At 57.8% G+C, this 19,767-nt stretch carries 19 protein-coding genes; 7 read left to right on the top strand and 12 right to left on the bottom strand.

All coding sequences use genetic code 11. The annotated features are described in order from the left end of the window. Window positions 1-930 precede the first annotated feature (930 nt). Complete coding sequence (locus tag ACQZ5G_RS21840) at window positions 931-1,596, bottom strand: hypothetical protein (protein WP_078053839.1); 666 nt, start codon at window positions 1,594-1,596, stop codon at window positions 931-933. A gap of 246 nt (window positions 1,597-1,842) precedes the next feature. Between ACQZ5G_RS21840 and ACQZ5G_RS21835 the strand changes: the two genes are divergently transcribed. Next, on the top strand, window positions 1,843-3,579 hold the full coding sequence (locus ACQZ5G_RS21835; protein WP_448738887.1) for a DUF6119 family protein: 1,737 nt from the start codon (window positions 1,843-1,845) through the stop codon (window positions 3,577-3,579). 134 nt (window positions 3,580-3,713) lie between these two features. Beyond that, entirely contained in the window at window positions 3,714-4,076 is a 363-nt protein-coding gene (locus ACQZ5G_RS21830; RefSeq protein ID WP_448738886.1) for a hypothetical protein, read from the top strand. 62 nt (window positions 4,077-4,138) lie between these two features. Here the strand turns inward: ACQZ5G_RS21830 and ACQZ5G_RS21825 are convergent, their stop codons facing one another. Together ACQZ5G_RS21825 and ACQZ5G_RS21820 are read right to left on the bottom strand one after the other, a co-directional pair. Next, on the bottom strand, window positions 4,139-5,062 hold the full coding sequence (locus tag ACQZ5G_RS21825) for an SRPBCC family protein (protein ID WP_448738885.1): 924 nt from the start codon (window positions 5,060-5,062) through the stop codon (window positions 4,139-4,141). Then, window positions 5,059-5,400, bottom strand: coding sequence for an ArsR/SmtB family transcription factor (locus ACQZ5G_RS21820; protein ID WP_448738884.1), 342 nt, complete (start codon window positions 5,398-5,400; stop codon window positions 5,059-5,061). The genes ACQZ5G_RS21825 and ACQZ5G_RS21820 overlap by 4 nt, the downstream gene beginning before the upstream one ends. Before the next feature lie 180 nt (window positions 5,401-5,580). Here ACQZ5G_RS21820 and ACQZ5G_RS21815 point away from each other — a divergent pair, with 180 nt between their 5' ends. Continuing rightward, window positions 5,581-5,799: a hypothetical protein gene (locus ACQZ5G_RS21815; RefSeq protein WP_003521599.1), complete on the top strand. Its 219-nt coding sequence runs from the start codon at window positions 5,581-5,583 to the stop codon at window positions 5,797-5,799. A 44-nt stretch (window positions 5,800-5,843) separates the two neighbouring features. Further along, on the top strand, window positions 5,844-6,248 hold the full coding sequence (locus ACQZ5G_RS21810; protein WP_174013269.1) for a hypothetical protein: 405 nt from the start codon (window positions 5,844-5,846) through the stop codon (window positions 6,246-6,248). A 239-nt stretch (window positions 6,249-6,487) separates the two neighbouring features. Here the strand turns inward: ACQZ5G_RS21810 and ACQZ5G_RS21805 are convergent, their stop codons facing one another. The 6 genes from ACQZ5G_RS21805 to ACQZ5G_RS21780 form a co-directional block, all read right to left on the bottom strand. Further along, a complete protein-coding gene (locus tag ACQZ5G_RS21805) occupies window positions 6,488-7,216 on the bottom strand; it encodes an SDR family oxidoreductase (RefSeq protein WP_080839289.1) in 729 nt (242 codons plus the stop codon). Between the two features lie 16 nt (window positions 7,217-7,232). After that, window positions 7,233-8,393, bottom strand: a complete 1,161-nt coding sequence (locus ACQZ5G_RS21800) for an ABC transporter ATP-binding protein (protein ID WP_448738883.1) — start codon at window positions 8,391-8,393, stop codon at window positions 7,233-7,235. A 4-nt stretch (window positions 8,394-8,397) separates the two neighbouring features. Further along, window positions 8,398-9,231 (bottom strand): carbohydrate ABC transporter permease, encoded by an 834-nt coding sequence (locus ACQZ5G_RS21795; RefSeq protein ID WP_060725863.1) that lies wholly within the window; start codon window positions 9,229-9,231, stop codon window positions 8,398-8,400. Continuing rightward, on the bottom strand, window positions 9,228-10,094 hold the full coding sequence (locus ACQZ5G_RS21790; protein WP_448738882.1) for a carbohydrate ABC transporter permease: 867 nt from the start codon (window positions 10,092-10,094) through the stop codon (window positions 9,228-9,230). Before ACQZ5G_RS21790 ends, ACQZ5G_RS21795 begins: the two co-directional genes overlap by 4 nt. A gap of 217 nt (window positions 10,095-10,311) precedes the next feature. Next, entirely contained in the window at window positions 10,312-11,598 is a 1,287-nt protein-coding gene (locus ACQZ5G_RS21785) for an ABC transporter substrate-binding protein (protein ID WP_448738892.1), read from the bottom strand. Between the two features lie 115 nt (window positions 11,599-11,713). Next, a complete protein-coding gene (locus ACQZ5G_RS21780) occupies window positions 11,714-12,730 on the bottom strand; it encodes a hypothetical protein (RefSeq protein WP_035238462.1) in 1,017 nt (338 codons plus the stop codon). A 497-nt stretch (window positions 12,731-13,227) separates the two neighbouring features. Between ACQZ5G_RS21780 and ACQZ5G_RS21775 the strand changes: the two genes are divergently transcribed. Genes ACQZ5G_RS21775 through ACQZ5G_RS21765 form a run of 3 tightly spaced genes read left to right on the top strand, consistent with a single transcriptional unit; the run spans window position 13,228 to window position 16,163 of the window. Beyond that, window positions 13,228-14,496 carry an ADP-dependent glucokinase/phosphofructokinase gene (locus ACQZ5G_RS21775; protein ID WP_448738881.1) on the top strand — a complete coding sequence of 423 codons (1,269 nt, stop codon included), beginning with the start codon at window positions 13,228-13,230 and terminating at the stop codon, window positions 14,494-14,496. A gap of 11 nt (window positions 14,497-14,507) precedes the next feature. Further along, on the top strand, window positions 14,508-15,281 hold the full coding sequence (locus tag ACQZ5G_RS21770; protein ID WP_448738880.1) for an SDR family NAD(P)-dependent oxidoreductase: 774 nt from the start codon (window positions 14,508-14,510) through the stop codon (window positions 15,279-15,281). 60 nt (window positions 15,282-15,341) lie between these two features. After that, a complete protein-coding gene (locus tag ACQZ5G_RS21765) occupies window positions 15,342-16,163 on the top strand; it encodes a DeoR/GlpR family DNA-binding transcription regulator (protein WP_003504407.1) in 822 nt (273 codons plus the stop codon). Between the two features lie 25 nt (window positions 16,164-16,188). Here ACQZ5G_RS21765 and ACQZ5G_RS21760 read toward each other — a convergent pair whose 3' ends face one another. From ACQZ5G_RS21760 to ACQZ5G_RS21750, 3 genes are all read right to left on the bottom strand, one after another. Continuing rightward, the gene (locus tag ACQZ5G_RS21760; protein ID WP_448738879.1) at window positions 16,189-17,793 is read right to left on the bottom strand and encodes an FGGY-family carbohydrate kinase; all 1,605 of its coding nucleotides are present in this window, start codon (window positions 17,791-17,793) and stop codon (window positions 16,189-16,191) included. 99 nt (window positions 17,794-17,892) lie between these two features. Next, a complete protein-coding gene (locus tag ACQZ5G_RS21755) occupies window positions 17,893-18,669 on the bottom strand; it encodes an ATP-binding cassette domain-containing protein (RefSeq protein WP_448738878.1) in 777 nt (258 codons plus the stop codon). Then, window positions 18,666-19,751 (bottom strand): ABC transporter permease, encoded by a 1,086-nt coding sequence (locus ACQZ5G_RS21750; RefSeq protein ID WP_003521613.1) that lies wholly within the window; start codon window positions 19,749-19,751, stop codon window positions 18,666-18,668. Before ACQZ5G_RS21750 ends, ACQZ5G_RS21755 begins: the two co-directional genes overlap by 4 nt. Window positions 19,752-19,767 lie beyond the last annotated feature (16 nt).

The following is a 19,767-nucleotide window of genomic DNA, read 5'->3' as shown; positions in this document are numbered from 1 at the left end:
ATATCATGATATTGTTATTATGATCGATCGCCACTCAAATCTGATCTCCGCTCTAATCAATTCCATCTCACTCATATAGTTTCTCCGCATAATCATTCTCCAGCCATATCGGCAATTCCAACATAAAATCATATATTTACGCGTCATCGTCCCGCAATCCGCAAATTGCAGGCCGTAAAAGCAAGATTCTGGCCACGGATTCTCATCCGCCCTCAATATTATTATACAATTCAACGCAGCATATATTTTATATGTTTCTGCATATATATCTATATAAATATATGTTTATGGAATCCTCCCGGGTCGCAGGGGTACTCCCCTCTTCGTCTCGGCTTCCAAATCCAAATTCCTCTTCTGGTTGTGTAAATATTGCTTCTTGCGCCGACGATTCATAATCTTCGCCACCCTTCGCCTCATCAGGGCTGTATCTGCACGAGCTGCAAGAACGTACATTTCATAGAGACCCATTTGAACACACCTTTCCTATCACGCGACGCAGTTAAGTCCGTGTTATGATCTTCATCTCTCTTTCCCATCTGCCTTTCAGCTCAATGGGCATTGCAACGGGGCACTGAAAATTGCCACATGGGGAAATAAAGACACTTGTCAGTGCCCCGCATCAACGATTCAGGCTTGGTAAAGCCGGCCCTCAGCCAATTCCACTTCCGAGAAAAAGAAAGGCCCACCACAAACCCAGTCCATCTCTCCTCCGTTCATCGCCGGAGAACATTCGCCTTCAGACCCCAAATGTGAGAGCTACGTCTTCTCTCACCCCGGCGCTGATCCAGCGTAAAACCGGAACGTCTCCCGATTCATCGTTGAATGGAAGTAGTATAAGTCATGCAAACAGGGTGGGGATAAAGAGGAAGTAAAAAAAACATGGTCCAAAAAAACTGTAGATGAGTCAGCGCGAAAAAACCAAACCGCGTTTTACTCTCTTTTTAAGCGCTCCCATTCGCTGATCAATGAGCTATATTTTTCAAGAAAAATAATCTCTTCATCGCCCTGTAAAGGTGTTGTTCGAGGGGAAAAGAACGTCTTACGAAGGGGATCGATGATGCGCATATCATCTGCATCGAGATTAATCAGCGCGCGCTGCATCACCCACAAGCCCAATCGTCCCCCTACTTCGGACAACGCGGGCTCCTCACTAAAGTAGGGGTACACGACGCGTGTGTATTCGCCTCTAACGCGCGCGTGCAAAGCATCACGTATCCGGATTGTAGCGTCTAGTTCTTCAATTTTTAGGATGCCATGCACGCTTTGGGGAATGATCTCAACTAGTTCATTTGACCATCTCAACTTTGCACTGAGCAGATCGAGAACGCCTTCTTTTAACTGTGGGTATAGTCGCTTGAAATTTTTATTCGACCTTATCCGTTCTTCCGTCAGTATTGTGAGATCACCGCGGTCGGAAATATGTTTCTTCACATCTGCCCAAAAGGCCTCATGGAAGTTTCCACCTCTGCCTCGGTTTCCACCGGCCTCTTTTTTGAGATCAAGACGAATATCATCTTTCAAAATTTTGCGCCGCAACGCCGGAGGTGCATCAAACAATTGCAGCACTTTTCGAAGAGGAATATCCAAAACAGACATACGGCCCCACAGTTTTGATTGAATTAGAGAGCACTTCAATATTTACATCAACGCAAGGGATTACTGCGATATTCAACCGATAATAGATCAACACTCAGAGAAATGCATCAAGCAGCGACAGCAACGTAGACAAAGAGCAGACCGCAGTCACTGCGCCCTTCTAGTTGCACGTCCTGACGAAAAAACCACTTGCCCGAGAACTTAGAGTTGATTTAGACTTAGGAAAAACTCGGGGGGAATAGCAATATGACAGATTTTAAGAGGGTGACTCTATATAAAATCAAGACCGTATCCGGTTTTGAGGATTTTATAATTGGCAGTAACTATGACTCGGTAGATGTTGAGGACGGAGTAACCGGCCTCATTAAGTATGAAGAAGTACTTAGTAAAAATAAAAATGAAGATGACATCCCCTGGCTCGTCTTCCTTAACTCCGGCCACTCTTCAAAAAAATATGAATTCAAATCCAGAAACAAGTTTCCGCGCGCCGTAATGGCACTTCGCATAGAAACAGATAGTACTCCGCTCTTTTTTGCCGCCACATTTGGTCAGCACGCAGATAGTTACATTGAAAAAGATCAAATAGTATACGATTTCGGGATCAGGGTTGGAATGAACATATGCCACGACGATGGACTTCGGCGGATTCAGACTACTGGTCATGAGGCGATCAGCAAGCAGACTGAGCGGCAGGCCAGTTCCGGAGCTCCCTTAAGTGTGTTCGGGATAAACTCGGACACCGAGTTTCTCCGTACAATTTCCGGCTCGGTAAAAGAGCCATATAAGGAAAAAGTCGAATCGTTTAAAGGAAAAGATAGCATAACAATAAAATTTCCGAAAGATTCCGAAGTTTCTTGGTCATATCTGGTTGAGACATGCAAACAGTTTGAAGAGCGGTATTGGTCAACTGACTACAAAAATACTCAATTTAAGTCGTACGACAATCTTCGTCACGAAAACGATCCAGCGATTATTGAAAAACTCGACGAAATTCTTTGTCTCTCTATCGAGGCGGGAGACTTAACGCGAGTTCACCTAGCTCCGCCCGAATTTGTAGAGGGTGACCTCGAGTTTGCATACGTAAAGGCAGAGGCAAATGAACCCGCACCGCCTACCTTTGAGGATTTGCGTATCACAGACATCATCTCAGTTACTCGCCGACGCCTAAAAGACCTAACTGCGCAGCGGCTAAAATCTTGGAAAATTTTTCTCTATGACAGCGAGCAACATGTAACTTATCCGAAGTGGAACGCCTATAAATGCCTTGTGGCAGAGGCCGATCTTGGTGATCGAACCTTCGTTCTGTCGAACGGACAATGGCGCGAAATATCAGAGGATCTAAAAGTAGAGGTCGAATCGTTTATTAAGACTGACATCGTCGTGCATGACGCGCCCTACCTTCCTACAAATGTGAATATATGGAGTGCGAAGCATAACCAAAACCGAGAAGATGTCTTCAACTCTACTGCAGGCAAAGCCTGTTCAGAGCTGTACGTTCTAGATAAATCAAAAATCACGATCGCAGGCAGTAAATCATATGAGGTTTGCGACCTCCTTCACGCCGACGGCTCAATCATCCACGTAAAGCGCTATTCATCCGGCGCTGCCTCCATTAGCCACCTCTTCACCCAATGCAAATTTTACGCTGATGCCTTCCTCACAGACACAGAATGCCGCTCAGATATGCGGAGCTGGATCAAAGATGACGGTGGCGAGGACAACACAGGCAAGGATAAGGCCCTATTCCTAGCGCTTATTCCAGAGAAGAGTCAGGAAGTCGTGGGGGAGAAGTACACGGTGGTGTTTTGCATACTTTACACTACCGAAGAATTTTCCCTGAACGACCTCCCTTTTATGTCTCGTTATGAACTGATGCTTAGTCAGCGCTACCTCACCGAGCATCGCAAATTCAAAGTAGGTGTTGTCTTGAGAAAGATCATACATGGCACGAAACCAGAGGAACCGGCGGCAGAAGCCGCTTAGTTTTGATAGTCCACTTACGCCTAAAATGATCCGCTGACCGAAAGCTAGAACGTTCAGTCGCCATAGGAAGCTGGCTTTGCCGGCGGAGCGCAATATTTCTGAGCGGACGGGAGAACAAAAATGAGAATCAGGAATTGAAGGTAATTACAGGAACCGGATGTACCGCTGCCGCTCTGCTCTTTTCAGTTTCAGGCACCTTCGCCGCGCCGACCTATTTCAGCTGTGAGTTTGCCAGCTCGAAGGGAACCCCCCAGGTGTTCAATTTCGCTCTCGACGAAGCCGCCGGGACATTTGGAGTTTATGTCCCGGCTTCTGGAAGTCAGAGAATGGAGAAGGGTACCTTTGCCGGTGGTAAAGCGAGCCTGAATGAAGGCTCCGTGGCATGGGAGATCGACATCGCCAAGGGTTCCGTTATCCGTGATAAGCGCATGGTTGGCGAGAAGGATGACGGGACCTGCAAGACGATCTCGCACGCGCAGAGCGGCTTTGAAGATTAATGCCGGCACGGACAGGAGCCAGTATCGAGACCTCTGCACATGGAACTGACGGCACGGCGCATCTATAGCGCCTTGGCGAAGCGTTCCAGTTTGCCCAGCGTTTGCTGACCCAGCTCCACGGCGCCGAAACCCCTCGCTTGCTGGAACTCGGCTTCCGTGCTGAACACCATGCCCAGCACAACTTTTGTCGCGCCATCCTGATCTTCGAAGGAGGCCCAGGCATCAGCATGTTTCGGCCCGTTTTCGCCCCATAGCAGCGTATAGGCGATCCTCTCTTCGGGCCGGACCTCGACATAACGATGGTGGTTCGGGAAGACTGTGCCGTCCGGGCCGATCATGTCAAAGACCCATTCGCCGCCGGTCCGCAGATCAATTCTCTTCGTGCGGCAGGAAAAGCCTTCAGGGCCCCACCATTGCGGCAGCGTCTTTTCGTTCATCCAGGCTTTCCAGACAATGTTTCGCGGCACCTGTATCGTTCGTTCCAGCACCATGGTTCGCCCGGCCACGCTGGCCAGATTGTTGAGACCGGCGCTGAAACCTTGTTGATAGCCATCGCGCATATCCTCGGCCAGTGAGGAAAGCTGCACCGTTACGGTCAAGCGGCTACGCTCTTCCGTCGCCTGAAAATCGGCAGTCACCAGCGCTGCCGACTGGGTTACGCCGCCGGATGAGACCACCTCGTAATTCACGCTGCGGCGGGTTGGCTGCAGCTCCAGCCAGCCGCATTCACAGCGAATATCCGGCTGGCCGGCGACCTTGCAGAGCGACACTTCGCGACCGCCCAGCCTGCTGTCCGCCTCCAGGAATTCCACTGTGACCGAGGGCGAGGGAGAGGCCCACACCGCCCGGGCGGCGGGTGATAGCCAGACCTGCCAGAGAGCCGATAGCGGAACGGCAATTTCCCGTTCGAAGCTGAGCGTTGCAAAACGGTCTTGCGGTTGATGCGGTTCAGGGTGTGCGCTTTTTTGATCCGATTTCGTTGTCATTCGGATTCCTCCTTCATGGCCTGCATTGCAAATGCCTCCAGCCGGTCAAGCCGGCTCTCCCACGCGGCTCGCTGCTCATCGAGCCATGTGCTCACCGGCTCCAGCGCTTCCGGCACGATGGCGCAGGTGCGCACCCGCCCATCCTTGGACGTGACGATCAGCCCCGCCTCCTCCAGCACGGAAAGATGCCGCATGACCGTGGGCAGACGCAGCCCCGTGGGCGCGGACAATTCCATGACCGGCGCCGGACCGCCGCCGAGGCGCGCCAGAATCGCCCGTCGCGTGGGATCGGCCAGAGCCTGGAAGATCAGTGAAAGTTCCTGATGATGCTTAGTCATATTGCTAACTATCATGTTTCATCGCGATGGGGCAAGGAGAAACTTAGCAGATTGACTAAGTTTTATCAGGCAAGGGATGCAGCGGGAAACGATCCATCAAAAGTTGCAGAAAGTGATTGACTCTCGCAGCCATGTGAGTGAGCTTCGCCAGGAAAATGACGGGGAACATAACAAATCATCATGTCGCCAGACCGCTTCAATGAATGCCTGCGGGTGATCCGCTGGACGCCAATCAATATTGCCTCTGCCCTGCAATGCGAGCTCTCATGGATCGAAGCGCTGGAAGCCGGCAATGAAGCCGTTCCCGATGGCCTCGCAACATGGCTGGAAACGCTGGCGCAAGCCCATGAAGCCTTGCCGCCGCCTTCGACCTACCGGGGAAAACGGTCGTCGTTCTGACATGGGCAGCAGTTGAAAACCTCTCCAACGATCGGATCATACCAATGAAATCCCTCATCGCAGCCCTTGGCCTCATCGCCGTCTCAAGCCCTGCCTTCGCAGCTTCCTGCGAGAAGAACTTCACCGTTTCCGGCGTGCCGATGGTGACCGCCGTTTCTTACAAATCATGGCAGGAACTGCCGAAGGCCAAGGCGCCCGCGGTGCTTCAAAAGCTTGCACAGGCCGTCGCTGCTGAAGGTTTTTCAGGTATCCAGATCAACAAGGCGCTGTCGTCCATCGATGCCCATCAGGAAACCAGCGGCAGCGGCAGAATCCAGACGCTGCGGGTGGTGGCGCGGCAGAAAGGCAATGCTGTGCGGATCGATGCCGTTTTCAATATTCAGGCAGGACAGATCGCCGACAAGAACGTCATTCGCGAAGGCATCTGCAATATCATAAAGGGCGTGTAAGGCGAACGCGTCTGGGGTATCGGTCTGCGTTACGATCTCGGTGCGCATCACGCGCTTGTGGGGCGCAGTGCGGCGGACTTTGTGGTTCTCGTGCAGCCGGAGGGGACCGTGGCCTGGTTTGGCGAAGGTGTTTTCGGTGAGTTGAACTCATCGGCGCAGCCTCATGTTGGCTCGAAGAGCCGTGATGGCGGCGGCGACGCTTCCCAGACTGGGTCGCGACGCCATACATCGTTACCCGATCAGCAGCAGGTGAAACCGCCGTCGATGGGCAGCGAAACGCCGGTAATCATCGAGGCTGCATCGCTGAGCAGGAAGACGATGGGTGCGGCGATTTCCGCTTCGCTGGCCCACCGGCCGAGCGGCATTTGCTTCAGGAATGGCTCGGCCACATGCGGCTGGCTCCAGTGGCCGGACGAAATCGGCGTCATGACGACGGTTGGATTGACGCTGTTGACACGGATATTGTAGCGGCCGAGCTCCAGCGCCGAGCAGCGGGTGATGTTGTCGAGAGCGGCCTTGGAAGAGCCGTAGGAGATATGGCCCGGCAATGCCACAAGGGCTGCCTGGCTGGACACGTTGACGATGGCGCCGCCCTTGCCGAGCCTCACCATGGACTGGCTGGCATATTTCGTTACCAAGAGCGCACCACGCGCATTGATGGTGATGACCTTGTCGAAAATGGCGATATCCGTGTCCATCGGCGTGGCGATCTCGCCGCCGAAACCGCCGCAATTGACGACGCCCCACAGATCCAGCCCCTCCAGCGCGGCGCGGATTTCCTCGTCGCGGGCGAGATCGAACGTCAATGTGCGGCAACCGGTTTCCTTCGCGATGGCCTCGAGCGCTTCCTGCGAACGCCCTGCCGCAATGACATCGGCATTGGCGCGCACGAGATGGCGCACCGTTTCCCCGCCGATACCGCCGCTGCCGCCCGTCACAAGGATCGTTCTGCCCTGAAAATCCGTCATTTCCCGTCTTCCTCCCTCATGGCGCCGAAGATTCCGCGCCCTTCACAACGTTTTTATTGATCCGCCCCGGTCCAGTCTCTTGGGGGGTCTTCATATCCCGCGACACTCTCTGCCCCTTCGCATCGAACAGATGGCAGGCGGTAGCCGGGAACGACACGGCAATCCGGTCGCCCGCGCACGCCATGCGGCCAAGACTGTCTCTTATGGTGATGGTTTCCTCGCCCTCGCGGACATGGATGAAAGTATCGCTGCCGAGCAGTTCGACCATCGTCGCTTTCATCGAATAGGACTGTCCGCCCTGCCCGTCGCCGATTGCAATATGTTCGGGGCGGATGCCGAGGGTCACGGTATCGCCAGGCTCAAGCGGCCTTGAAACCGCAATATCGAGGGAGGGGCCGGCGGCGAGAGACACGGTGGCGATGCCTTCTGCGGCTGAGACGACGCGCGCTTTCAGAAGGTTCATGGCGGGCGAACCGATGAAACCCGCAACGAAAAGATTGGCGGGACGCTGGTAGAGCGCAAGCGGCGAGCCGATCTGCTCGATGCGGCCGCCATTCATGACGACGATCTTGTCGGCAAGCGTCATCGCTTCCACCTGGTCATGCGTGACATAGATCATCGTGCAGCCGAGCTCCGCCTTCAGCCGTGCAATTTCCACCCGCATGCCGACGCGCAGGGCCGCATCGAGGTTGGAAAGCGGTTCATCGAGCAGGAAAAGCTTCGGCTTGCGCGTCATCGCCCGGCCGATGGCGACACGCTGGCGCTGACCGCCGGACAATTCGCGCGGCTTGCGTTTCAGATAGCTCGACAGCTTGAGTTTCCCGGCCGCGCGGCCCACCCGCTCGCCAATTTCGGCTGTGGGCGTCCGGGCGATTTCCAACCCGAAGCCGATATTGCGGGCAACATTCATATGCGGATAAAGCGCATAGGACTGGAAAACCATGGCCACGCCGCGTTCCGGCGGCTCGGCATCGCTCATATCAGCGCCATCCACCAGCACTCGGCCCGAACTGATCGGCTCCAGCCCGGCGATGATGCGCAGCAGCGTCGATTTTCCGCAGCCGGAGGGGCCGACCAGCACGCAGAATTCGCCATCTTCTATGGTCAGCGACAATTCCGGAATGACCGTCAGGCTGCCGAAGGCCTTGGTGATTTTATCAATCGAAAGCGTCGCCATGGGTCTAGCCTTTCACCGCGCCGGCAGTCAGGCCCCGCACGAAGGCGCGCTGCACCAGCACATAAAGAAGAATGAGGGGAAGCGCGATCAGCGTCAGCACCGCAAACAGCGCGCCGGGATTGGCCATGTAGAGGCCGGAATATTGCATCGGCACGATGGTGAGCGTCTTCATCTCGCTTTTCGTCAGCACGATCAGCGCCAGGAAAAACTCGTTCCAGGTGACGATGAACTGCCAGATGGTGACGAACACCAGCGCCGGGCGCACCAGCGGCAACGCCACGTGCCAGTAGGTCTGCCAGGCGTTGCAGCCATCCACCTTGGCCGCCTCGAACAGTTCACGCGGGGCGTCTTCCATGAAGGATTTCAGAATGACCATGGCGAAGGGCACGCCGAGGGCGGCATAGGGCAATATGAGGCCGATATAGGTGTTCACCCAGCCGAAATTCTTCAGGAGAATGGCAAGCGGCAACACCATCGAGGCGAGCGGCACCATCAGCGTCGTCAGAAGCGTGGTGTAGAGAAACAGCGTGCCCTTCAGACGAAGTATGGCGATGGAGAAGGCAAAAAGCGAGGATACGGCGACCACGATCACCACAGTCGCGACCGTCACGATCAAGCTGTTCAGAAAGATGCCGCCGAGCGGATTGTCGCGTATGACGGTGATGAAATTGTCAAATGTCACCGGCCATGTGAAGAGCGCCGCGTCGAAAGCCTGCGCCGGCGTTCTCAGCCCCACGGACAGCATATAGACCTGCGGGACCATCCAGATGCCGAGCACGATGAACAGCACCGCATGAATGAGAAGGCCGCGTGCGCGGTTGCGGGCAAAAGCCGTCATGACCGATCCTTTCCGGCAGGCGTCAGCCGCGCGCCGAGTGCTGCGATCTGCAACAGCGAGAGACCAAGCGCCACGACAAGAACGATCACGGAAAGCGCCGCACCGCTGCCGGTATCGCCCAGCACAAAGCTCTGCTTGAAGATGAAGGTGCCGAAAACCTCGCTTGCCCGGTTCGGGCCGCCGCCTGTCATCAGATGCACGATGGGAAAGGTCTGAAGCGTGCCGATGACGCCGAGAAGCAGCAACGATTTCGTGGCGGGCGCCAGCATGGGAACCACGACATGGGCGGCAAGCTTCAAACCCTTCGCGCCATCGATCCGCGCCGCATCCAGCACCTCGGACGGCATGTTGGCGATGCCGGCGATATACATCAGCATGGAAAACCCGGTCCATTGCCAGATGTTGACGACGATGAGGGCATAGATCGCCGTTTTGGGATCGCCGATCGGCGAGGTCGACATGACGATGCCGGCATATTTCAGATATTCCTGCGCGATGCCGTAATAGGGTGCGTAAATCTGCACCCAGACAAGGCTGACCACCGAAACGGAGGTGACGACGGGCAGGAAGAACATGGTGCGAAAGAAACCGCGCAGCCGGTCCGTGTGCCGTTCGATGAACCAGGCGAGCACCCCGCCCACCAGCATCTGGACTGGAATGGTGATGACACCCCAGAGCGCCATGTTGCGCACGACGATCCAGAAGGTGGGGTCACCAAGAACCATGGCGTAGTTCGAAAACCCCGCGAAGCTGCGCGCCTCGCCGGAAGCCGCATAGAAGCTCTGTCCCGTCACCCAAAGGATTGGATAGGCAATGAAAACGACAAACAGCAGAACGGCAGGAAGGGCGAAGACATAGAGCATGGACGTCCTCGAAACTCTGCTGCGTTCAATGATAACAGGCGTAGCGCCGGCCCTTAAAACTTCTGCACGCATGGGTTCTCACCGATTGATAATCACGCCGCCATCAAACGAAACGGCGTCGAAAGGTGTTGAAGCGCACCAGGGAGGTCTTGTCGTGGTCGATGCGCTTCAACCCGCCGGGCGCATTTGGCAGCGCCCGGCATCTTGAGGCCGTCTGTCACTTTGACGCGAGCGCCTTTTTGGTCGCCTCATCCACCTTGGCCAGCGCGGCCTCGGCTTCGATGCTGCCGGCGGCTACGCCCGCCAGAGCGTTGTCCAGCGCCTCGGCCACGGCCGGCGAAGAAAAGCGCTGGTTTTCAGCCTTGGGCAGATCTGCCATGAACCGCGCCGACAGTTGCTTGACGTGGTCGGTAATATCGCCCTTCGGCGTATGGCCTTCGAAGGCCGGCAGATCGTTCAGGTCATTCAGCGCCTCCTGCAGACCGACACCGTTGGTCAGCTCGGCAAGGAAGGTCCATGCGGCGTCATTCTTGCCGCCATTCTTCGTCAGGCCGTAACCGATGTCGATGCCGCCAACCGGTGGGCTTGCCTTGTTGCCCTCTTTGACGGGAGGCATGTAGAAAAAGTCGAACCCGTCCATGTTCTGTACATATTCGGAGAGCGGCGGCGGGAACTTGCTTTCCTGCATCCACCAGGAGCCAAGCGCCATCATGCCCACCTTGCCCTGTGCGAAGAGCTGCGCGCCGGTCGGATAGGCATGCGCGCCAAGCGCACCCTGCTGGAAGATGCCGTCATCGAACAGACCCTTCCACGCCTTCATGGCAGCCACCAGCTCCGGCGCGGTCCACGGCGTTTCACCCGCCTGCGCCTTGTCGACGATGCCGGGGGAAAACTGGTTGGCGAGCATCAGGAAGACGTTTTCGTTCTGCCAGCCGTCCGCAGCCCCCTGAAACATCGGGATGAGGCCGTTATCGCTCAGCGTCTTGGCGGCAGCCTTCAGTTCCGCATAGGTCTTCGGTACAGCGATATTGTGTTTTTCGAAGAGCTTGCGGTTATACCAGATGCACAGAACCTGCGATTCCTGGGGAATGATGTAGAAATTCTTGTCGCCGGCGGGGTTGCCCATCAACATCTGTTTTCGGTTGACGGGGAAAATCTTCTCCTCCCACGTTGCGCCCCATTGTTTGGCGGCGCGTTCGTTTACGGGCTCCAGATTATCGCGATATTGCTGTGTGAGGGACCCCGGCTGCAGGCCGATGATGTCAGGCAGGCTCCCGGATGCCGCCGCCGCCTTCAGCGCCGTGATATATTCCGGCGAATAATTGTAATAGGTATAGTTCACCTTCACGTCCGGATGGGCCTTCTCGAAGGCCGCGATCGACTTCTTCATGGTGCTTTGCACGAACCATGACCATACGGTCACTTCTTTCTGCGCAGCACTCGCGACAGCAGCGGACAGAACGGCAGTCAGAACTGTCGTTGCAAGAAACAACGTCTTCCTCATCATATTCCTCCCTTTATTGTTTAAAGACGCATTGTTTAAAGACGCCGGCGGACCTGCCGCCCGATTTTGTCGCGGCCCTCCCCAGAGCCGCGTTCACTCGAAATCCCGGCAGCTATCAGGCCGCCTTGGCCGCCGCCGCTTTCAGCACGTCCTCGGTAATGACGCGGTCGTCGGCAAGCGGGCGTACCGGGGAAAGCCCCAGTGTCTGCAGCTCGCCATGATAGGCGCGAACCGCCTCCTCCGGCTTCAGGGCGCCGTCGGCCACCGCCCGCATCAGCACGATCAGATTGAGCGGTGCTTCAGCCAGATTGATCTTGCGCCCGAACAGCGCGAGCCGCGCACCGTAACGCTCCGACTGCGCCACCAGCTCGAACGTATCGCGGGTGGTGCCCGCTCCGCCGCCAAGAACGCCGACGATCAGCTCGGAATCGAACGAAGCAAGTTCCTCCAGCGCCTTAGGCCCGTTATAGGGCATCTTGAGAAACAGCGGCCGTTCGGCGCGCGGCACGCTCGCCAGTGACTTGATGATGTGGTCGTTGACAAACTCGCCGGTCTGTTCGCGCGTCAGGCCGATATCGACATTCGGGTTGAAGACCTCATAGAAATATTTGAAATTGTGCTTCGACGCTTCGGCGCGGAACTCGGCGAAAGCTTTCAGCGTGCATATGTCGCGGTCGAGATCGTTGGTGAAGCACACCGAATAAAGGCAGAGATCGGTGCCCGAGGTCGGGTAGTTGGCGATGGCGCGGGCAAGGCCCGTATCGCGGAAAGGCACGGATGGCGACTGTGTATAGGTGCCATGCCGCACGCCACCCCAGCACATGCTTTCGAGATTGCCGCGAATGGCCGGCTTCACCTCACTGCCGGAAAACGCGCCGCGCTCGTCCAGCAGATCGAGATTGGACTGCGACACCAGCATGATGTCGACCACGTCCTGGTCGATGATCTCCTCGATCTGGGCGATGAATTCCTGCCGGGTGCGACGGCGGGGCGGCTTGACGGAATAATCGAAACCGGTGGCGGAGACACCCGCGCCGACATCGCTGTCCTTCGCATCGGCAATGATAAAATCAGTCGGTTTGTAACGCCCTGCGCGAATATTCGCCAGTTTTCTGTCGAGTCTCGTAACCATCGTAGCCCTCAATGAATGTTGGAGTTCGGCTGCCAGCGCTTCGATTGCGACCGCAGACTTGCATTTATAAACGGCCACTTCTCATATTCTGTCAATAGCTATCTTTTTCTCTCCAAATGAACGCGGCACACCCCATATCCTTGGCCGAAGGATGGGAGCAAAAGTTTCCAAAGTTCGATTTTTATAAATAGAAATCAATATTTTAAATTGCTCATCCAGACATCTTCCAGCGCCTTTTCATGCCATATCAACAAAACATCAGTGCCACGATGATCCTCCACTCACACGCTTGAAATGTCTTTATTTTCGGCAAATTAGGGGTCAATACGCCGCTCAAGACGTTCGCATGCGCAAAACATGTGCTGCGCCGCTTTAAAAATGCGCTGCATTGCGCAAATTCTGGCAAAATAGCATTTTCAGCGCAAAATCTCGTTGACGATTTGAGAGATAATGGTAGCAATTGACATCATTGCCGCGTGAGGAGGAGATACTCGGCTATGGGTGACGTTTTTACAGGCGACTGGGGGGAGCGTTATGCTGCACTCGCCGATCCGCGCTCCGGCCCGATTGGAACATCGGCGCTTTCGCGGGCGGGGCTGTTCTTGTGCGGCATGTCCACCTGTGTCGATGCACGGGTCGACATGCACAATATGCAGCCGCTTCTTAGTGCTCCAGCCGAAACGCCGGCGGGTCAATTCGCCGCCATGTTGCTGGCGCGCGCCGCAAAGGGTATCGGCGGCGAAGTACGCGCCGACTGGGTGGACGGCCCGCAATGGCTGCGCGATCATCTGGATGTTCGCTATGCGCTGGGCGGCACCGGCCCGCAGGCCGCCTGGGTGCTTTCGCGGCTCGGCGTCGCGTCTCTGGTGGCGCTGGAGGATCGCCATGAGCAACAGCTTCGCCAGATCCCACCGGGCGTTTTATTGGCCGAGGGCAATGCACTTAAAACGGCAGCTGAAGTGACGCCGACAGAACGGCATATCCCTGAAATATTCATTTTTGAATTCACGGCGGGCAAGCCTATCGGTGCGCTCATACCCAATCGTTCGACACGCATCATCGTGCGTTTTTGCGATCGCGGTATCCAGCATGATGCGGCATTTGAGGCGGCATCACGAAAGCGCGCCTCCACCGCCGCTGCCGGCCTTCTGTCCGGCCTCAATGACGAGGCCGCGGAAAATGTCGGCGCCGCCGCCCGCCATGTCTTTGCGCTCAGCCGCGGCTGGATGGATGCGGGCTTGAAGACGGTGCATTTCGAGCTTGCCGGTTACGCTTCGCAGGACGCCGTAAGTGAGCTGCTCGATCACGCCAGGGGCGCAATAAGTTCGCTCGGCATGAGCCATTCGGAACTGCTGGCAATGGATGGCACCGCCCAGCATCCGATGGAGGCGCTGATCGCTCTCGGAGACCGGCTGGATATCGACCGCATCTGCGTGCATGCCGACACCTGGGCAGCCGCTGTGACACGCAACGACCCCGACGAGGAGGAACTGGCGCTGATGGCCGGATGCGCCATTGCCAGCGCCCGGGCCGCCAATGGGGAGCCGGCAAACGCGATCCGTACCGATGCGCTGGCGCAGTTTCACGCGTTGCCCTTCGATAATCGCGTGCGGAAAGGCCGCTGGACCTTTGTTGCCTGCGCCTCGCCCTATGTTGAAAAGCCCGCTACCACGCTTGGCCTCGGCGACAGTTTCACGGCCGGGTGCCTTCTCGTGCTCGGAAATCCCGGCGTCGCGACCGCCCCCGCCGCCCTCAAACAGGCCTGAAGGAAGATACGATGTTTCTCGAACGATTTCGTCTGGATGGAAAAACTGCCTTCATCACCGGCGGCGGGCGCGGCATCGGCCTCGCGACGGCGCAAGCGCTGGCGGAAGCAGGGGCGCGTGTCATCATTTCCGACATGAATGCCGAGGTGCTGGATTCGGGTCTGTCGGAACTGAAGGCACAAGGCCATGCGGCGGATGCCATGCAGCTCAATGTAACGGATGCGAAGGCCGTCGCCGAGGCCGCGCGGGCCGCCAACGACCGCTTCGGCGCCGTCGACATCCTGATCGCCAATGCCGGCATCGCCTGGCCGGACACGCCGGGCGAAGAGATGAGCGATGAGGTTTGGCTGAAGGTGGTGGATGTCGATCTCAACGGCGCTTACTGGTCATGCCGTGAATTCGCCCGGCCGATGCTGGCGCGGGGACGCGGCTCCATCGTCACCCTCGGCTCGATGTCCGGATTGATTTCCAACAAGCCGCAGCGGCAGGTGCATTACAACACGGCCAAGGCCGCCGTTCACCACATGACGCGGTGCCTCGCGGGCGAATGGGCTGAGCGCGGCGTTCGGGTCAATTGCGTTGCGCCCACCTATGTCGACACCGTTATGTCGCGCGGTGGCTTTTCAGACGAAACCCTGATGCCGGTCTGGATGGAGATGACGCCGATGAAGCGCGTCGCAAGACCCGATGAGATCGCCGCGCCCATCCTGTTTCTGGCTTCGGACGCCGCCAGCGCCATGACGGGCACAATCGTTGCGGTGGATTGCGGATACACGATTTGGTAGAGCTTGACGGACATTGGAGAGAATCGGTGCGTTTCTACGGGCCGAAAACCGGGTGATTGCATGGAGTCTTCGAGCAAGCGTGTTGATATGGTTCCCGCCAAAAGACGGGCGCTCATTCTGGAGCACCTGCGCATCAATGGCGCGGCGGGCATTCAGGAGCTCGCGGATACGATCGGCGGATCGCAATCGACCGTGCGGCGTGATCTCGAGCATCTGGTGGAAAAAGGCTATCTCGAGCGCACCCACGGCGGTGCGCATCTGCTGCAGCCGATGCGTGCGACCTTCGAACGGGAGATGACGGTGAATGCCGCACTTCAGCACGCGGAAAAGGTTGCGATCGGCCGCGAGGCGGCGGAGCGGCTGAGTGCCGGCGACAGCGTCATCTTCGACAGCTCCTCGACGGTGATGGAGGCGGTGCGGGCCGCCGCCGAACGCGACCTTCCGTTGACGGTGGTGACCAACAGCCTGCAGATCGCCGATTTCGCCGCCGACATCAAATCCTGGCGCACCATCCTGCCGGGCGGAACGGTGCGGCCGGGGCACCGCCATCTTGCTGGCGAGCCGGGGGAAAGCTTCATCAAAACGCTGCATGCCGATATCTGCATGACGGGGGCTTCTGCGGTTACCGGCACGCTGCTGACGGAAACCTCGCTGGAAGTGGCTTCGCTCAAGCGTGCCATGATCGCCGCGGCCCGCAGGACAGTACTTCTGGTCGACAGCTCGAAATTCGCGGCGCCCGGTTTCTGCACGCTGTCTGATATTTCGCAGATAGATGAGGTCATCACCGATAACGGCATTTCGCAGGATGCGATGACATCACTCAAAGCGACGGAGTGCAAGGTGACGCTGGTTTCGCCCGCAGCCCCTGCGCCACTGACCTGACGAACCGCCGTTTCCATCGCCAAATTCACTGTGCCGCCTCGGCGTTCGTCGACTGCGGTTGCGAATGTGCATTTTGACGTGCGGCAAACAGGTGAAGCGAGCGCATGGCCCGCCGGAGCTCCTCGTCCGCCGCAAGCCGGCGATATTCGGCATAAAGCGTCTCGTATTTTTTGAAATGGTGCATGTTCGGCACAAATTCGCGAAGGCTGCGCGCACCGAGCCTTTCTGCGCCCTCGGCAAAAGAGCCGACGATCCCGGCCGCCACCGCCGCATGGATTGCCGCGCCGAGCGCCGTCGGGTTCTCCACATCAGGAACCTCGATCGTACGTCCGAACACATCCGCCATCGTCTGCACCAGAAACGGATTGCTGCGGGCCAGACCGCTCGTCATCACGATACGGCTGATCGGCACGCCACCCGCTATAGCCATGTCCAGAATGGATCGCGTGCCGAAACACAGCGCCTCGATCAGCGCCCGGTAGATTCCGGCCGAGGTCGATTTCAGGCTGAGGCCCACCAGCAATCCCGACAGCATGGAATCGGCCAGCGGAATGCGGTTTCCCGCAAACCAGTCGAGCGCGAGAACACCGCCCCCGCCCGGGCTGACCGCCTGCGCCGCCTCATTATGCAGGGCGAAGTTACGGGAAAGGTCTTCATCGCGCGGAAAAGTCTTTACATACCAGGCCAGCATATCGCCGAACGCCGCCTGCCCCGCCTCGTAACACCACAGATCCGGCAGGGCAGCGCCGAAGGCCGCCCCTTCGAGCCCGGGCGGCAGGCCGCGTCCCTCACCGTCCAGAATGAGAAAGCCGGCAGAGGTTCCGAGCGCGCCGACAAAAACACCGGGACCGACGGCACCGACCGCAGGCAGCACGACATGGCTGTCGATAACGGAAACCGCAACGACGGCGTCGCCCGTAATCCCGGTACGGCGACGCCACTCCGGCGTCAGGGAGCCGGCCGGGCTACCGACCTGAAGCGGTTTTGAAAGACGCTCCGCAAGCCCCGGCACCACGTCTTGCGGATAGCCGGTTTCCCGGGAGAACTGCGCCTTGTAGGACGCGAAGTCGAGGCTTCGCGCCTCCTTGCCGGTCAACTGCCAGACCAACCAGTCTCCCGCCTCGATGAAGCGCCCGGTTTCGGCCCACAATGCGGGTGCTTCAGCGCGCATTTGCGCCGCCTTGGCAAGCATCCACTCACCGGAGAGCTTTCCGCCGAAGTTTCCAAGGTAATCGCCGCCCAAAGCATTGATCGCATCGGCATGAGCCTGCGCCGAATGCTTCCAGAGCTTCACATAGGCATGCGGCTCATCCGGATAAAGCACCGAAAGCGCCGTGCCATCGGCGCGTGCGGGCATGGGGGAAGACGCGGTGAAATCGATACCTATCCCCGCCACGTTGCGGCCCTTGCCGAGTGCCGACAGAATGATCTCGGCGGCTTCCGTGTAGTCGTCTGCGACCTGGAGCACGAAATTGGCGGGCAGGCTTCGACCGCGCAGCGAATGCGTCAGAATGCCGTTGCGATACGGACGGACATGGTGGCCTTCCTGCGCGCCGGTGCGGGCATTGACAAGAATGCCGCGCGCCGATTCCGAACCGAAATCCATGCCGATCATATAGGTATCGGTCATGATCTCACGCCCCCTCGCGACTGCTTGCAAATATGGTGTGGGCATCATTCAGGGGCATGGGATCTCGCAATTGAGGGGAAGTGAAAACACTGCCATTCTTCACATTGTCGGGCTGACAGCAGCCATGGCGCCGGTCATGATCGCCACGGCATCCGACATGGTGACGTCTCCCGGATTGACGACCGCCGCCCGCCTGCCGAGCCTGTGGATGTGGATACGGTCGGCGATTTCAAACACATGCGGCATATTGTGGCTGATAAGCACGATCGACAGGCCCTTGTCGCGAATGCTAAGGATCATGTCGAGAACCTTGCGGGATTCCTTGACCCCGAGAGCTGCGGTCGGCTCGTCGAGAATGACGACGCGCCCACCGAACGCGCAGGCACGCGCAACGGCAATGCCCTGCCGCTGCCCGCCGGAGAGCGTTTCGACGCTCTGGTGAATGTCCTGCACCGTCATCAGACCGAGGCTCGACAGGTGCCGCCGCGCTTCGGTCGCCATGCGGGGCCGGTCCAGCAGGCGAAAGACCGAACCGCCGATGCCGGACACACGCATTTCACGCCCGAGGAAGAGATTGTCGGCGATGGACAGCGCCGGCGAAAGGGCAAGGTTCTGAAACACCGTTTCGATGCCGGCGGAGCGCGCATCCATCGGCGTTCTGAAATCGACGCGCTTGCCTTCCAGCCGGATTTCGCCGCCGTCGGGGATAACCGCGCCGGCGAGCGCCTTGATGAGGGTGGATTTTCCGGCGCCGTTGTCACCGATCACGGCGAGAATTTCGCCGCGACGCAATTCGAAGTCCGCACCGTTGAGGGCAACGACATTGCCGTATCGTTTGGTCAGCCCGCGACCTTCGAGCGCAAGTTCGCCTGTCATGCCGAAACCCTCCGGAGCCACTGGTCGACGCCGACGGCGGCCACGATCAGAATGCCGACCGCGAATTCCTGCCACAGCGCATCGAGGCCCGCGAGTGCGAGACCGTTTCTAAAGACCCCCACGATCAGCGCGCCGATCAGGGTGCCAATGATGGTGCCGCGCCCGCCGAACAGCGATGTTCCGCCGATCACCGTCGCGGTGATCGAATCCAGATTTGCAGTCGATCCGGAGGTCGGGCTGATTGCGCCGACCCGGCCGATCAACGCCCAGGCGCCGATGGCGGAGATGAGACCCGCACAGGCATAGACCGCCAGCAGCACGCGACGCGTATCGATGCCCGCAAGCGTCGCCGCATCCGGGTCGTCACCTGTCGCATAGACATGGCGGCCAAAGGCAGTGCGGTTGAGCACATACCAGGCGAGAGCTGCGAGAGCGAGCATCAGCACGGTTCCGAGCGTAATGCGCGCGCCGCCGAACTGGATTGCCGCCCCCATCCATTGCAGGATCGGTGCGACCTCCGCAACCTCCTGGCTACGGATGGTCTGGCTGCCGGAATACCAGAGGTTCAACGCCCCGAACACGCTCCAGCTCCCGAGGGTGACGATGAATGGCGGAAGACGCATATAGGTTATGAGAAACCCGTTGATGAGGCCACAACCCAGCCCGCCGCCGAGCCCGATAAGGAAGGCGAGTTCCGATGGCAACCCGGCTGTAATGGCAAGGCGGCCCATGAGCGTCGAGGTCAATACCATGATGGCGCCGACGGACAGATCGATGCCCGCCGTCAGGATCACCAGCGTCTGGGCGATGCCGATAATTCCGATGATGGTGACCTGTTGAAGGATGAGCGAAAGATTGAAAGGCTGAAAGAACCGTGAGCCGACGATGATGGAAAACACCCCGACGCTGGCTGCAAGAACAATGAACGGCACCACGGTTGGATTGCCGTGCAGGAAACGTTGCAGCCTGCGAAGCGGGCTCGTGTCCTGATCTTCGAACACGGCATGAGATGTTTCTTTTGCTATCGAACCGGCCTCAAAGCCTGCCGGACCAGTCGAAGCATGTTTGCTGGGTTCAGTCATCGAGATATACCCTTCG

Source organism: Agrobacterium sp. 22-214-1, from assembly GCF_053522465.1.
Note: the sequence above shows the minus strand (reverse complement) of the source record. Positions and strands in the feature narration are given on the sequence as shown.

What these genes read in the sequence shown, in the direction of transcription:
- ACQZ5G_RS21820 (WP_448738884.1), bottom strand. Translation starts at nt 5,400, where the DNA reads ATGACTAAGCATCATCAGGAACTTTCACTGATCTTCCAGGCTCTGGCC.
- ACQZ5G_RS21765 (WP_003504407.1), top strand. Translation starts at nt 15,342, where the DNA reads ATGGAGTCTTCGAGCAAGCGTGTTGATATGGTTCCCGCCAAAAGACGG.
- ACQZ5G_RS21835 (WP_448738887.1), top strand. Translation starts at nt 1,843, where the DNA reads ATGACAGATTTTAAGAGGGTGACTCTATATAAAATCAAGACCGTATCC.
- ACQZ5G_RS21790 (WP_448738882.1), bottom strand. Translation starts at nt 10,094, where the DNA reads ATGCTCTATGTCTTCGCCCTTCCTGCCGTTCTGCTGTTTGTCGTTTTC.
- ACQZ5G_RS21840 (WP_078053839.1), bottom strand. Translation starts at nt 1,596, where the DNA reads ATGTCTGTTTTGGATATTCCTCTTCGAAAAGTGCTGCAATTGTTTGAT.
- ACQZ5G_RS21755 (WP_448738878.1), bottom strand. Translation starts at nt 18,669, where the DNA reads ATGACAGGCGAACTTGCGCTCGAAGGTCGCGGGCTGACCAAACGATAC.
- ACQZ5G_RS21810 (WP_174013269.1), top strand. Translation starts at nt 5,844, where the DNA reads ATGAAATCCCTCATCGCAGCCCTTGGCCTCATCGCCGTCTCAAGCCCT.
- ACQZ5G_RS21775 (WP_448738881.1), top strand. Translation starts at nt 13,228, where the DNA reads ATGGGTGACGTTTTTACAGGCGACTGGGGGGAGCGTTATGCTGCACTC.
- ACQZ5G_RS21815 (WP_003521599.1), top strand. Translation starts at nt 5,581, where the DNA reads ATGTCGCCAGACCGCTTCAATGAATGCCTGCGGGTGATCCGCTGGACG.
- ACQZ5G_RS21805 (WP_080839289.1), bottom strand. Translation starts at nt 7,216, where the DNA reads ATGACGGATTTTCAGGGCAGAACGATCCTTGTGACGGGCGGCAGCGGC.
- ACQZ5G_RS21825 (WP_448738885.1), bottom strand. Translation starts at nt 5,062, where the DNA reads ATGACAACGAAATCGGATCAAAAAAGCGCACACCCTGAACCGCATCAA.
- ACQZ5G_RS21795 (WP_060725863.1), bottom strand. Translation starts at nt 9,231, where the DNA reads ATGACGGCTTTTGCCCGCAACCGCGCACGCGGCCTTCTCATTCATGCG.
- ACQZ5G_RS21760 (WP_448738879.1), bottom strand. Translation starts at nt 17,793, where the DNA reads ATGACCGATACCTATATGATCGGCATGGATTTCGGTTCGGAATCGGCG.
- ACQZ5G_RS21780 (WP_035238462.1), bottom strand. Translation starts at nt 12,730, where the DNA reads ATGGTTACGAGACTCGACAGAAAACTGGCGAATATTCGCGCAGGGCGT.
- ACQZ5G_RS21800 (WP_448738883.1), bottom strand. Translation starts at nt 8,393, where the DNA reads ATGGCGACGCTTTCGATTGATAAAATCACCAAGGCCTTCGGCAGCCTG.
- ACQZ5G_RS21785 (WP_448738892.1), bottom strand. Translation starts at nt 11,598, where the DNA reads ATGAGGAAGACGTTGTTTCTTGCAACGACAGTTCTGACTGCCGTTCTG.
- ACQZ5G_RS21750 (WP_003521613.1), bottom strand. Translation starts at nt 19,751, where the DNA reads ATGACTGAACCCAGCAAACATGCTTCGACTGGTCCGGCAGGCTTTGAG.
- ACQZ5G_RS21770 (WP_448738880.1), top strand. Translation starts at nt 14,508, where the DNA reads ATGTTTCTCGAACGATTTCGTCTGGATGGAAAAACTGCCTTCATCACC.